The following is a 12,365-nucleotide window of genomic DNA, read 5'->3' on the forward strand; positions in this document are numbered from 1 at the left end:
CCATGACGCCTGACGCGCACTTGCGTACCCGGCGGGCGGCCCTGTGCTGGCTGGCCCAGCGGACGGGCTTCGCCCTCGCCGCCATCGCGCTGGCCGACTGGCTGTTCTTCAACGCGCACGCCATCGGCATTTCGCTGCCCCTTTTCCTCGGCACCTGCGGCGGGCTTGTGGTGGCGGTGAACCCTATCCGGGCGTCCGCCCGGCTCAGGATCTTCTGCGCGCTCACGTTTCTCCTGGCGCTCGCCGCGCTGGTCGAGGATGTGTCCTGGCTGTCGGTGCTCGTGGCGGGCCTCACCTCCCTCCATCTCGCCGGCCTGCTCGTCGGCGGCGGCGGAGAGCGCTGGACGGTGGGGCTGCTACGTTCCGCTGGCCGGCCTTTCGCCGGTCCGTTCCGACTTGCGACGGACCTCGCGCGTGTCCGCCGCCTTTCGGCATGTGGCCGAAGGGGGTTCAAGGGCGCTGCATCGCTGGCGGCGTGGATCGCCCCGGTGGTGCTGACTCTGGTGTTCCTGGGTCTGTTCGATGCGGCGAACCCTCTGATCCACGAATGGCTGCGCGCGCTCGACCCCCAGCGCCTTCCCGAGCTGATCTCGCTGCCACGGCTGGGCTTCTGGCTCGTGGCGCTCTGCCTCATCTGGCCGCTCGTGCACCTGAAGCGCGCCCGCAGGCGGGCGGCGCCGGTGACTGCAATGCAGCCACCTGACCTGCCGGAAATGCAGGCCCTTCTCGGCCCGGCGTCCGTGCTGCGCTCGCTGATCCTGTTCAATGCCCTGTTCGCCCTCCAGACCGGGCTCGACGCGGCCTATCTCTGGGGCGGGCTCGCACTGCCGGACGGCATGACCTATGCGGCCTATGCCCATCGCGGGGCCTATCCGCTGATCGTCACCGCGCTGCTGGCCGCCGCCTTCGTGCTCGCCGCCATGCGCCCAGGTGGCCCCGCCGGGGCGTCGCGCAGAATCCGGCCGCTGGTGCTCGTCTTCGTGGCGCAGAATGTGGCGCTGGTGGCCTCCTCCATCCTGCGCACGGCGCTCTATGTGGAAGCCTATGGGCTGACCCAGCTGCGGCTCGCCGCGTTCATCTGGATGGGACTGGTGGGGCTGGGGCCTCGCGCTGATCGTGGTCAAGATCCTGTGCAGCAAATCGAACGCGTGGCTGCTCGATGCCAATGCGATTGCGGTCGTGGCGACGCTCTATCTGTGCTGCTTCGCCAATTTTCCCTATATGGTCGCGCGCTACAACCTGACGCACTGGCAGGAAAGGAGTGACATGGGACCTGTGCTCGACGTCGCCTATCTGGCCGCCCTCGGGCCGGACGCGCTGCCGGCCTATGCCGGGATCGCGGTGGGCGCCAATCCGTATCGGCTCGCCGGGTGGCAAGTCGTCAGGCTGCAACGTGAACAGAGCTCCGCCGAGCACATGCTTGAACAGGCGAACTGGCGCAGCTGGACCTTCCGCAACTGGCGCCTGAAGCGCGTTCTCGCGGCCCATCCCCTGGATGCGGCGCCGTCGGGCACCGCGCCCGCATCGGCGAACTAGGCGGCCGCCGTGGCCTACCGCATCCTCGTCGCCGACGACGACCCGCACATCCGCGAGATCATCTGCTTCGCGCTGGAGAAGGCGGGCATGACCGCCCTCCCCGCCCGCGATGGAGCCGAGACGCTGCGCCAGTTCGGTCTAGGCGCACCCGATCTGGTCGTGCTCGACGTGGGCATGCCGGAGATGGACGGGCTGGAGGTGTGCCGCCGCATCCGCAAAACCTCCGAGGTGCCGGTGCTGTTCCTCTCCGCGCGGGACGAGGAGATCGACCGGGTGATCGGCCTTGAGATCGGCGGCGATGATTATGTGACCAAGCCGTTCAGCCCGCGCGAGCTGGTGGCGCGGGTCAACGCCATCCTGAAGCGGGTTCAGACGAGGCCCGCCCCCGGCCCTGCGCCTCTCTCGCACGGCGCGCTCGCCCTCGATCCCGATGCACACGCGGCGACGTTCCGCGCCGAGCCCATCGCCCTCACCGCCATCGAGTTCGCCATCCTCAGGACGCTGATCACGCGGCCGGGACAGGTGTTCAGCCGCACCCAGATCCTCGATGCGGCCTATGGCGGGGTGATCCATGTGGCGGACCGAACCATCGACAGCCACGTACGGAACATCCGCGCCAAGCTCGCCGCCGCCGGCTGTGACAGCGTCATCGACACGGTGCATGGGGTGGGATTTCGCATCGGCCGATGCCGGGCCGAGCCGTGAGCGCGCGCGTATCGGCCCCGAAGGTCGCACGCAAATGGCGGCCGACCATGGGCCTCATCGTCGGCCTGGTCATCCTCACCGCCCTGGCGCTGCCGCTGGCCGGGCTGTTCTTCTTCCGCATCTACGAGAACCAGCTGATCCGCCAGACGGAGGCGGACCTGATCGGCCAGAGCGCGGTGCTTGCCACCGTGATGGCCCGGGAGATCGCGGCGCTGCCACCCGGCGTGCCGCTCGGCAGCGCCGAGCCGCCTGCCCCGGCCGAGGCAGACATGCCCTACCGGCCGATCCTGCCGGCGCTCGACCTGGCGCACGATCCCATCCTCGACCGCCGGCCGCCTGCCGCGGCGGCGCCCGTGCCGGCCGATCCCGCCTTCGTCGCCCTCGGGGCACGGCTCGCGCCCGATCTCGTGGCGACGCAGAAGACCACCCTCGCCGGCTTCCGCCTCTTGGACCCGCGTGGCGTTGTGATCGCCGGGCGCGAGGAGTTGGGCCTGTCCCTCGCCCATGTGGAGGAGGTGGCGGCGGCGCTCGATGGTCGGTTCAGGGCCGTCATGCGCTTGCGGGTCTCGAAGCATGAGCCGCCGCCGCTCTACTCGCTGAGCCGTGGCACCTCGGTGCGGCTGTTCGTGGCCATGCCGGTGATCGTGGCGGGGCGCGTCGCCGGCGTGGTCTACGCCTCACGTACGCCCAGCAACGTGTTCAAGAGCTTCCACGAGGAACGTGGCAAGCTGATAGCCGCCGGGCTGACGATCCTCGCCCTCGCCGCCTTGATCGGCTTCATCTTCCAGCGGGCCATCACCCGGCCCATCCGCGAGCTGATGAAGCGGACGGAGGCCATCGGGCGGGGCGACCGCGTGGCCCTCACGCCGCTGGCCCATCACGGCACCGCCGAATTCGCCGCCCTGTCCCAAGGCTTCCTCGACACCGCGCAGGCCCTGCAGGACCGTTCTGACTTCATCGCCACCTTCGCCGCCCATGTCTCGCACGAGCTGAAATCGCCGCTCACCGCCATCAAGGGCGCGGCCGAGCTGCTGCGAGACGATCTCGACGCGGGCACACCCGGCATGGACCGCGCCGACCGGCGCCGCTTCCTCGACAACATCGTCTCGGACACCGGGCGCCTCACCACCATCGTCCAGCGCCTGCGGGAGCTGGCGCGGGCGGAGGGGGTGCCGACCGCAGGCGCAACCACCCTCACCGCTACCGTCGCCGACCTGCGCTCGGGCTTCGCCACGCTGAAGATCCAGACTGAGGGCGCCGTGTCCGAGCCGGTCCGCATCTCCCCGGAGAATGCCCGCATCGTCCTCTCCCACCTCGCCGACAATGCCCTGCGCCACGGGGCGCGCTCCCTCGCCATATCCGCCCATCGCGAGGCCGACAGGCTGCGCGTGAGCGTGCGCGACGACGGGCCCGGCATCTCCGCCGCCAACCGCGGAAAGGTCTTCGAGAGCTTCTTCACCACCCGGCGGGACAGCGGAGGCACCGGCATGGGCCTGTCCATCGTGCGGGCCATGCTGGAGGCCCATGGCGGCAGCATCGTGCTGGGAGGAAGCGACGGCGCCGCGGAGGGCGCAACCTTTGTTCTCTCGATCCCGCTTGCTCCTCAATCCAGCGCATCGGCCGCACGAGGGCGCATGATTCCGGCAGAGGGTAAAGGACACCGCGAATGATGCAGCCGTTGCCCTGATCGGGGCGCGGCCCTCATCATCTGGTCCTGAAAGCGGTAGCTCAGATACCGCGATAACCGGTCGGGCATTGCCGGTGGAACGTCAGATGGCGCAAGCGCATTCTATGCTCGTGGTGTCGCCGAGGCTGACTGCGAACGCGCCCGGAGCGCGGGGGAAATCCGGGCCGCAATCGGCTTCAAAACCCGAAAGGACAAGCAATGGCAACGGCAAAGAACACGATCTGCCTGTGGTACGACAAGGACGCCGAGGCTGCCGCCCGCTTCTACGCCGAGACCTTTCCGAACAGCTCGGTGAGCGCCGTCCACCGTGCTCCCAGCGACTACCCGTCCGGCAAGGCGGGCGACGTGCTGACGGTCGAATTCACAGTCGCCGGCGTCCCCTGTCTCGGCCTCAATGGCGGGCCCGTGTTCAAACATAACGAAGCCTTCTCATTCCAGATCGCCACCGACGACCAGCAGGAGACCGACCGCTACTGGAACGCCATCGTCGACAATGGCGGCCAGGAAAGTGCGTGCGGTTGGTGCAAGGACAAATGGGGCATCTCCTGGCAAATCACGCCACGCGTGCTGACCGAGGCGCTGGCTGCCGGCGGCGATGAAGCAAAGCGCGCGTTTGCCGCGATGATGAACATGAAGAAAATCGATGTCGCCGGGATCGAGGCGGCGCGGCGCGGCTGACGGTCATGGGTTGCCCCTTCGCTGCCGCCGGCCATGCCTGCTTCCGGCAAGCTTGCGCGCACGCTGGCGGGCAGGACGGACCCATGAAGCCGGCCCAATGGCATCGTCGATGCGAGGGTCCTTGCTCCGCTCGCATTGGCATTGCAAAGGCGTCAGCGGTGAACGCTCATTCCGCATCGGCCTGATGCGCAGGATGGGCCGTCCGGAAGGCCGGGTGCTCCGCGGCGAGGGCGTCGACGCGCAGGATGCGCGGATAGGCGTCGAGCGGAACATTGAAGCGGCGTGCCGAGAACACCTGGGGAATGAGATAGATGTCGGCGAGGCCGGGCTCCGGCCCGAAGCAGTAGCCCTCGGCGCCGATCCATTGCTCCACGGCCCTGAATCCCGCATGGATCCAGCGGGCGATCCAGGCCGAGACATCCTCCTCCGTGTGTCCCAGCTCCCGGCGCAGGACGTTGAGCGGAGAAACATTGTTCAACGGGTGGATGTCGCAGCCGATGATGGCGGCCACGGCGCGCACCTGCGCCCGCCCTTCCAGGGATGCAGGCAGCAGCGGGGGACGCGGGAAGGCCTCGTCGAGATATTCGAGGATGGCGGGGGACTGGATGAGCACCGTGCCGTCGTCGAGCACCAGGGTCGGCACGCGACCCGTCGGGTTGAGGGCGAGATAGGCGGGTGAGAACTGCTCGCCGCCCCCCCGCACCAGGTGGATGGGCCATTGCTCGCAGGAGATGCCCTTCAAGGCGAGGGCGATCCGCACCCGGTAGGACGAGGTGGAGCGGAAATAGCCGTAGAGCCGCATGGCCCTCACCGCACCGGCAGAATGGTGCCCCGGCATTCGCCGAAGCCGATGGGGGCAAAGCCCTCGCGCCGGGCGGTACCGCGGATGACCACGGTGTCGCCGTCCTCCAGGAAGCGCCGCGTCTCCCCGATTCCAGCGCGATGGGTGCCTTGCCTCCCTGCGTCAGCTCCAGCAGGCTGCCGAAGCTGCCCGGGGCGGTGCCGGAGATGGTGCCGGTGCCGAGCAGGTCGCCGGGAGACAGGTTGCACCCCCCCGAGGTGTGGTGGGCGACGAACTGGGCGAAGGTCCAGTAGAGGTCGCGGGTGGAGCCCACCGAAAGGCGGTGCGGCGGCAGGCCCTTCGCTTTCAGCCCCTCGGTCTCCAGCAGCACTTCAAGGGTGACGTCGAGGGCGCCCCGCGCCTGGTCCTCGGCATCGAGCAGGTAAGGCAGCGGCGCCGGGTCGCCTTCGGGCCGCGACGGCTGGGCGATGCGGAACGGGGCGAGGGCCTCGGGCGTCACCACCCAGGGCGAGATCGTGGAGGCGAAGTTCTTGGCGAGGAACGGGCCGAGCGGCTGGTATTCCCACGCCTGGATGTCGCGGGCCGACCAGTCGTTGAGCAAACAGAAGCCAGCGATGTGGCTGCCCGCCCCGGCGATGGGGATCGGCTCGCCCAGCTCGTTGCCCGGCCCGACGAAGATACCCAGCTCCAGCTCGTAATCGAGGTTGCGGGCCGGCCCGAAGGTGGGCACCGCTTCGTCGGGCCGCTTGCGCTGGCCGTTGGGCCGGCGCACGTCGAAGCCCGAAGGGCGGATGGAGGAGGCCCGCCCGTGATAGCCGATGGGCACGTATTTGTAGTTGGGCAAAAGTGGATTGTCCGGGCGGAACAGCTTGCCCACATTGGTGGCGTGCGAGATGCCCGCATAGAAATCGGTGTAGTCGGCGATGACCGCGGGCAGGTGCATCCGGCAGTCTGCAGCCCGATGGAGCAGCGTGCCGGCAAGGGCTTCAACCGCCACGCGGTCGGGGCCCTTCGCATCGAGGATGTCCGCGAGCCGCGCCCGCAACGCCACCCGATGCCCGGTGCCGAGGGCAAACAGCGGATTGAGGCTCGGCCCTGCCGCGGCCTGCGCCACTTCCTTCGCCAATCCCTCGAACAGCCCGGCCGCAAGGCCGGCCGGCAAGTCGAAGATCTCGTCGCCGATGGCGACGCCCCCGCGGGGTCCCCCGTCCGCCGGACTGAAGATGCCGAGGGGCAGGTTCTGGAGGGGGAAGGCGGGATGCCCGTTGGCCGTGGAGACCCAGCTGGTGCGGTCGGGGGCGTGGGTTGCGTCGATCATGGAGGGTTCCGAAACGGGAGGGGCAGAAAATCGAAAGCTCGCGCGCCGACAAAGGCTGGCGCGGGCGCCGATCAATCTCGAATGCGCGCTACCATGCGTTCCGGCGGGTGGGATCGAAGCGCTTCTTGAGGCCCGCCCAGCAGTCCACATAGTTCGCCTGCAGCTGCGGCACGCCGGCCGCATAGGCGGTCACGCGCTGGGGCAGGCGCGTCTCGAACATGAAGGCGAGTGTGTTCTCCAGCTTCACTGGTGTCTGCGCGCCGGTGGAGGCGTGCTCGAACGCCTGCTCGTCCGGCCCGTGGGGCAGCATCAGATTGTGCAGGGAGAAGCCACCCGGCGCGAAGCCCGCGGGCTTCGCGTCGTACACGCCATAGATGAGGCCCATGAATTCGGACATGATGTTGCGGTGGTACCACGGCGGACGGAAGGTGTTCTCCGCCACCATCCAGCGCTCGGGGAAGATCACGAAATCGATGTTGGCCGTGCCCGGCGTGCCGGAGGGCGAGGTGAGCACGGTGAAGATGGACGGGTCCGGGTGGTCGAACAGCAGCGCGCCCACCGGCGAGAAGTGCCGCAGGTCGTATTTGTAGGGGGCGTAATTGCCGTGCCAGGCCACCACGTCGAGGGGTGACTGGCCGATCTCGGTCACGTGCAGCTCCCCGCCCCATTTCACATAGAGGAGGGAGGCCTCCTCCTTGTCCTCATAGGCGGCGACGGGGGTGAGGAAATCGCGCGGGTTGGCGAGGCAGTTGGCGCCGATGGGGCCGCGATCCGGCAGGGTGAAGGTGGCGCCGTAATTCTCGCACACATAGGCGCGGGCCGGCCCGTCGATCAGCTCCACCTTGAAGATGACGCCGCGCTGGATGAGGCAGATCTCGCCGGGCGCGATGTCGATGACGCCGAACTCGGTACGGAAGCGCAAGGCGCCTTCCTGCGCCACCACCAGCAGCTCGCCATCGGCATTGAAGAAATATTCGTTCTCCATGGAGGCGGTGACGAAGGCCATGTGCGCCGCCATGCCGCCTTGGCTGTCGACGTCGCCGGCGGTCGTGATGGTGCGCAGGCCGGCAATGAAGGTGAGCTTCTCCTGCGGCAGCGGAATGGCACTCCAGCGATACTGTCCGAGCGCGATGTCGCTTTCGTCACGGGCCATCGGGGCGGTACGGATGAAGCCCTTATCCACCCTGTGATACCGGCCCGAATGCTTCACCGCGGGGCGGATCCGGTAGAGCCAGGAGCGCTCGTTCACCGCCTGCGGCGCGGTGAAGGGCGAGCCCGAGAGCTGCTCGGCATAAAGCCCGTAATTGATCTTCTGCGGAGAGTTGCGGCCGATGGGCAGGGTGCCGTCCAGCGCCTCGGTTTCAAAGGAATTGCCGAAGCCGGACATGTAGCCGGGCACGAGAGCGCTCGACCTTGTTCCTTCGAGAGTGGGTTGGGGCAGAATGTTCATGATGGCCTCCCGAAACTGGTTGCGAGCATGACGGTTGAAAATGTAACTAACAAGCCATGCGCACTCTCGACCTCGAAGTATTCCTGCCCTACCGGCTGAACCGTGTGGCGACTGCCGTCTCCGAGCAGCTGCGTGAGGTCTATGGCCGCAAGTTCGGCCTCACCATTCCCGAATGGCGCGTGCTGGCGACCCTCGCCCAGTTTCCCCGCAGCACGGCGAAGGCGGCGGGCCGGCACGCGCGGCTGCACAAGACCAAAGTGAGCCGGGCGGTCCAGGCGCTCGAGGAGCGGCGCTGGCTCGCCCGCAGCGAAAACCCGGATGACCGGCGCGAGGAATTCCTCGCCTTGACGGCAACGGGCCTGCAGGCCTACGGCGCCATCGTCCCGGACATGACCGCGTTCGAGGCGCGCCTGCTGGCCTCGCTCGGGCCGGACGGCACGCGCGCGGTGCTGCACGCGCTCGACCGGCTGGAAGACGTGCTGGAGCTCGGCGGCGGACGCCCGGGCCCCGCGCCTGCGGGGGGCCCGGAGCAAGAGCCGTAAGCAGGGCTCAGGATTTGCCCAGCAGGCACCCCGTCTCGCCGGCGGGACGGAACACCTCTGCCGCGGGCAGCGTGGTGACCGGCTTGTAATAGTCCCACGGAGCCTTGCTCTCGGCGGGGCTCTTCACCTCGTAGAGGGTGAGGTCGTACAGCACGCGCCCGTCCGCCCGGATGGATGCGGCGTGACCGAAATAGTCCACCGGCAGGCGCCGCATCTCGGCATTGACCTTGCCCGCCTCATCGGTACCCGAGGCGGCCACGGCGCTGAGGTAATGGGTGATCGAGGCATAGACCGAAGCCTGCTGCTTGGTGGGCATCCGGCCCATCTTGGCGAAGAAGCGCTTCGCGAAAGCGCGGGCCTTGTCGTTCTGGTCCCAGTAGAAGCCGGTGGTGACGCGCAGGCCCTTGGCCAGTGGCAGGCCGATGGCGTGCACATCGGTGATGAAGACCAGGAAGCCGGCCACCTTCTGCCCTCCAGAGGTAATGCCGAACTCTGCCGCCTGCTTGATGGAATTGGTGGTGTCCCCGCCGACATTGGCAAGGCCCACCACTTCGGCCTTGGAGGCCTGGGCCTGGATGAGGAAGGATGAGAAATCGGCGGTGCCAAGGGGATGGCGCGTGGCGCCGAGCACCTTGCCGCCGGCCGCGGTGACCGCCGCCGACGCGTCGCGCTCCATGGCGTGGCCGAAGGAATAGTCCACGGTGAGGAAGAACCAGGTCTTGCCGCCGGCGGCGGTCACCGCCCGCCCGGTGGCATTGGCCAGGGCATAGGTGTCGTCCGCCCAATGGGTGGAATAGGGAGAGCAGGCCTTGCCGGTGAGATCGGAGACGGCGGCACCGGAGATCAGCAGGGTTTTCTTCCGCTCGCGAGCAATCTCCTGCGCGGCCAGCGCAACGGAGCTGACCGGCAGATCGGCCACCGCGTCCACGCCGCCCTCGTCGAACCATTTGCGCAGTGTCGCGCCACCGATGTCCGCCTTGTTCTGGTGATCCCCGGCGATGATCTCGATGGGAACGCCAGCGACCTTGCCGCCGAAATCCTCCGCGGCAAGCTGGGCAGCCACCACCGACCCCTTGCCTCCGATGTCAGCGAACTGCCCGCCCATGTCGCCGAGCACGCCGATGCGCACCACGGTGTCGGAGATCTGGGCACGGGCGCTGGCCGGCAACAGAACCGACGTGGCGAGAATGACCGAAGTGGCGAGCTTGCAAAGCCTCACCCGCACCCGGCGCGATTGATCCGTCCGTTGCATGTTCTTCCTCCCTTGGGCGCGCGGCATCGCTCCCTGCGACGCAGCGCGGGTTGGTTCTTTCTTCTTGTCGAGACCTTGGCGCCGCCGTTCGCTGGCGGCGCCCGCTTTCAGCCCTCGAGGGCGCTCCACATCTCGATGTCGCGCTCGGCGGTCCAGATCCGCGGCGTGTCGATGCCCTGCGCCTCGTCATAGGCCCGGGAGATGTCGAACGGCATGCAGTGGTCGAAGATGACCCAGTGCCCGTACTTCGGCCGCATCTGCCGCATGGCCTCGGCATAGACGGTCTTCAGATCGTGGCCGGCCTTCACCCCCGCCTCGGCGATGGCGAAGGCATCGCGCAGGAAGGCGCGGGTCTCGTCCAGCCCCGCCTTGATCTGCGCGGGGGTGACGAGGGCCTCGCCGCGGCCCGGCACCAGCTTTTCGGCGGAAAGCGTTTCCAGCCGGTCGAGGGTCGACGGCCAGTCGCGGAAATGGGCGTCGCCGCAATAGGGCGTGGCGCCGAATTCCACGAGGTCGCCGGAGAACAGCACCTTCTCCTTCGGCAGCCAGGCGACGGTGTCGCCGCGGGTGTGGCCGCGCCCCGCATGGATGATGCGCACCTCGCGCGATCCGAGCCACAGCGTCATTTCCTGGTGGAAGGTGACGGTGGGCCAGGTGAGGCCCGGAATGGTCTCCCGCGCCCGGAACAGGCGGGGAAAGCGCTGGATCTCGGACGCCATGTCCTGCGCCCCGCGCTCGACGATCATGTCGCGGGTCACGTCGCTGGCGATGACGTTGACACGCTCCTCGAAGCCCGCCGCCCCCAGCACGCGCACGGCGTGGTAGTGGGTGAGGAGGATGTGGCGGATGGGCTTGTCGGTGATGGTGCGGATGCACGCCACCAGTTCCTGCGCCATCACCGGCGTCGCTCGCGCATCGATGACGAGCACGCTGTCGTCGCCGATGACGACGCCGGAATTGGGATCGCCCTCGGCGGTGAGGGCGAAGACGCCGTCCGCGAGCTCGGTGAAGGTTTCCTTCTTCTCGACGAGATCGGCCTGGCTCGCAAAAACCTTGGCCGCAGTTCCTGAAGCGGTGCTCACGCGGTCGTCCTCCCGTTCGGGTGTAAGGCACGCCGGAACGGATCGGACCGGGTCACTTGAACCCGAGGTCCGCCGGACGCTTCCTTGATCCCCAACAGTTTGATATAGCGCAATTGGTTGCGACTGAGACGATGTTATACAGTTGCAACTGCAACAGTCAAGGGCCGGATGGCGGCCTGGATGGAAAGGTGCGGGTCGCGAACCATGTCAAAGCGCAAGGTGGAGCGATTGAACCTGCTGAAATTCATGCCGTTCCGGCTCAACCGGCTGGCAGCGGAATTCTCCAACGCGCTGGCCATGGAATACATGGCCCGCTTCGGCATCGACATTCCCGAATGGCGGGTGCTCGCGACGCTGGGCCTGCACGATGAGCCGCGCAGTGCCCAATATGTGGTCCGCTGCACCCGCACGCACAAATCCCGCATCAGCCGGGCGGTGGGCGCGCTGGTGACGCTCGGCTGCGTCGCCCGCCTGGAGAGCACGGATGACCGCCGCGAAGTGATGCTCGAACTCACGCCCAAGGGGCGGGCCATCTACAACGAGCTCGTGCCGCTGCTGCTGAAGCGCGAGGAGGCGATCCTCGCCTGCCTCACGCAGGAGGAGCGGGCCCAGCTCGATCACCTCATGGACAAGCTAGAGAAGAGCTTCGATCTCGTGCAGTGCGCGGACTGAAGCCGGACATCAGCCCCGTTCGATCAGGCCCTGGGCCCGGGCCAGGAGCTTGTCCATGGCCTTTTCCAGGACCGCACGTTCTTCCACATCGAGATCTTCGAGCAGGTAGTCTTCCCGGGCGCGGGCCAACGGCACGATCTTCTGGAACAGGATGCGCCCCGCCGCCGTCAGGGTGAGGATCTTCGCCCTCCGGTCGGTGTCGTCGGGCGCGCGGGTGATGAGGCCGGCTTCCTCGAGGCGGCTCACCGCGCGGCTCACCTGCATCTTGTCGAGCGTGGAATAGGCGCCGATCTCCTTTGCCGCCATGCCGTTGTTGGCGCCGAGCGCCGCCAGCACGCGCCATTCGGCCCGGCTGATGTGGAAGCGGTCGGCATAGAGCTGCGCCACAGCGACGGACACCCGCTCCGCCAGCACCGCCAGGCGGTAGGGGAAGAAGTCCGAGAGCGCGAACGGAACCGGCTCGTGTTTCGACATGCTCGCTCCGCCTTTCCGCCGACCGGCTCATTGATAACACAGGTGACTTATACACCAACCGGAACGGAAAGGTGCCATCGGGATGTGGGTTTGAGGTTGAGGGTATAATTCGTCGCGATCGCAACGGATTTCGCTTGCGCCAATTGGTAACACTTGTTACTTTTAAT

Annotated in this window: 11 protein-coding genes and 2 pseudogenes; 7 read left to right on the forward strand and 6 right to left on the reverse strand. The window is 67.7% G+C overall.

Translation table 11 applies throughout. The features are described from left to right. Positions 1 to 2 precede the first annotated feature (2 nt). The 5 genes and pseudogenes from EZH22_RS32530 to EZH22_RS00660 form a co-directional block, all read left to right on the forward strand. Positions 3 to 1,028, forward strand: a pseudogene (locus EZH22_RS32530) (DUF4153 domain-containing protein); the annotation flags it as partial. Between the two features lie 88 nt (positions 1,029 to 1,116). Beyond that, positions 1,117 to 1,536: a DUF4153 domain-containing protein gene (locus EZH22_RS32535; RefSeq protein WP_333473657.1), complete on the forward strand. Its 420-nt coding sequence runs from the start codon at positions 1,117 to 1,119 to the stop codon at positions 1,534 to 1,536. A 9-nt stretch (positions 1,537 to 1,545) separates the two neighbouring features. Continuing rightward, positions 1,546 to 2,241 (forward strand): response regulator transcription factor, encoded by a 696-nt coding sequence (locus EZH22_RS00650; RefSeq protein ID WP_203193911.1) that lies wholly within the window; start codon positions 1,546 to 1,548, stop codon positions 2,239 to 2,241. 47 nt (positions 2,242 to 2,288) lie between these two features. Next, a complete protein-coding gene (locus EZH22_RS00655) occupies positions 2,289 to 3,911 on the forward strand; it encodes an ATP-binding protein (RefSeq protein WP_231711243.1) in 1,623 nt (540 codons plus the stop codon). A gap of 215 nt (positions 3,912 to 4,126) precedes the next feature. Continuing rightward, complete coding sequence (locus tag EZH22_RS00660) at positions 4,127 to 4,606, forward strand: VOC family protein (RefSeq protein WP_203193913.1); 480 nt, start codon at positions 4,127 to 4,129, stop codon at positions 4,604 to 4,606. Positions 4,607 to 4,772: 166 nt separating this feature from the next. On the opposite strand, the gene maiA is transcribed toward EZH22_RS00660, so the two are convergent. The 3 genes and pseudogenes from maiA to hmgA form a co-directional block, all read right to left on the reverse strand. Then, positions 4,773 to 5,408 carry a maleylacetoacetate isomerase gene (maiA, locus tag EZH22_RS00665; RefSeq protein ID WP_203193914.1) on the reverse strand — a complete coding sequence of 212 codons (636 nt, stop codon included), beginning with the start codon at positions 5,406 to 5,408 and terminating at the stop codon, positions 4,773 to 4,775. Positions 5,409 to 5,413: 5 nt separating this feature from the next. Beyond that, positions 5,414 to 6,726 (reverse strand): annotated as a pseudogene (gene fahA, locus EZH22_RS00670) (fumarylacetoacetase). Between the two features lie 88 nt (positions 6,727 to 6,814). Beyond that, positions 6,815 to 8,176, reverse strand: a complete 1,362-nt coding sequence (hmgA, locus tag EZH22_RS00675) for a homogentisate 1,2-dioxygenase (protein ID WP_203193915.1) — start codon at positions 8,174 to 8,176, stop codon at positions 6,815 to 6,817. Positions 8,177 to 8,232: 56 nt separating this feature from the next. Between hmgA and EZH22_RS00680 the strand changes: the two genes are divergently transcribed. Further along, entirely contained in the window at positions 8,233 to 8,718 is a 486-nt protein-coding gene (locus EZH22_RS00680; protein WP_203193916.1) for a MarR family winged helix-turn-helix transcriptional regulator, read from the forward strand. A 7-nt stretch (positions 8,719 to 8,725) separates the two neighbouring features. Here EZH22_RS00680 and EZH22_RS00685 read toward each other — a convergent pair whose 3' ends face one another. Together EZH22_RS00685 and EZH22_RS00690 are read right to left on the reverse strand one after the other, a co-directional pair. Beyond that, on the reverse strand, positions 8,726 to 9,970 hold the full coding sequence (locus tag EZH22_RS00685; RefSeq protein WP_203193917.1) for an ABC transporter substrate-binding protein: 1,245 nt from the start codon (positions 9,968 to 9,970) through the stop codon (positions 8,726 to 8,728). Between the two features lie 107 nt (positions 9,971 to 10,077). Further along, on the reverse strand, positions 10,078 to 11,052 hold the full coding sequence (locus EZH22_RS00690; protein ID WP_203193918.1) for an MBL fold metallo-hydrolase: 975 nt from the start codon (positions 11,050 to 11,052) through the stop codon (positions 10,078 to 10,080). A 204-nt stretch (positions 11,053 to 11,256) separates the two neighbouring features. Here EZH22_RS00690 and EZH22_RS00695 point away from each other — a divergent pair, with 204 nt between their 5' ends. Then, positions 11,257 to 11,724, forward strand: a complete 468-nt coding sequence (locus EZH22_RS00695; RefSeq protein ID WP_231711244.1) for a MarR family winged helix-turn-helix transcriptional regulator — start codon at positions 11,257 to 11,259, stop codon at positions 11,722 to 11,724. A gap of 9 nt (positions 11,725 to 11,733) precedes the next feature. Here the strand turns inward: EZH22_RS00695 and EZH22_RS00700 are convergent, their stop codons facing one another. Further along, positions 11,734 to 12,198: a MarR family winged helix-turn-helix transcriptional regulator gene (locus EZH22_RS00700; RefSeq protein WP_203193919.1), complete on the reverse strand. Its 465-nt coding sequence runs from the start codon at positions 12,196 to 12,198 to the stop codon at positions 11,734 to 11,736. Positions 12,199 to 12,365 lie beyond the last annotated feature (167 nt).

This window comes from Xanthobacter dioxanivorans, from assembly GCF_016807805.1.
Lineage (GTDB): Bacteria > Pseudomonadota > Alphaproteobacteria > Rhizobiales > Xanthobacteraceae > Xanthobacter > Xanthobacter dioxanivorans.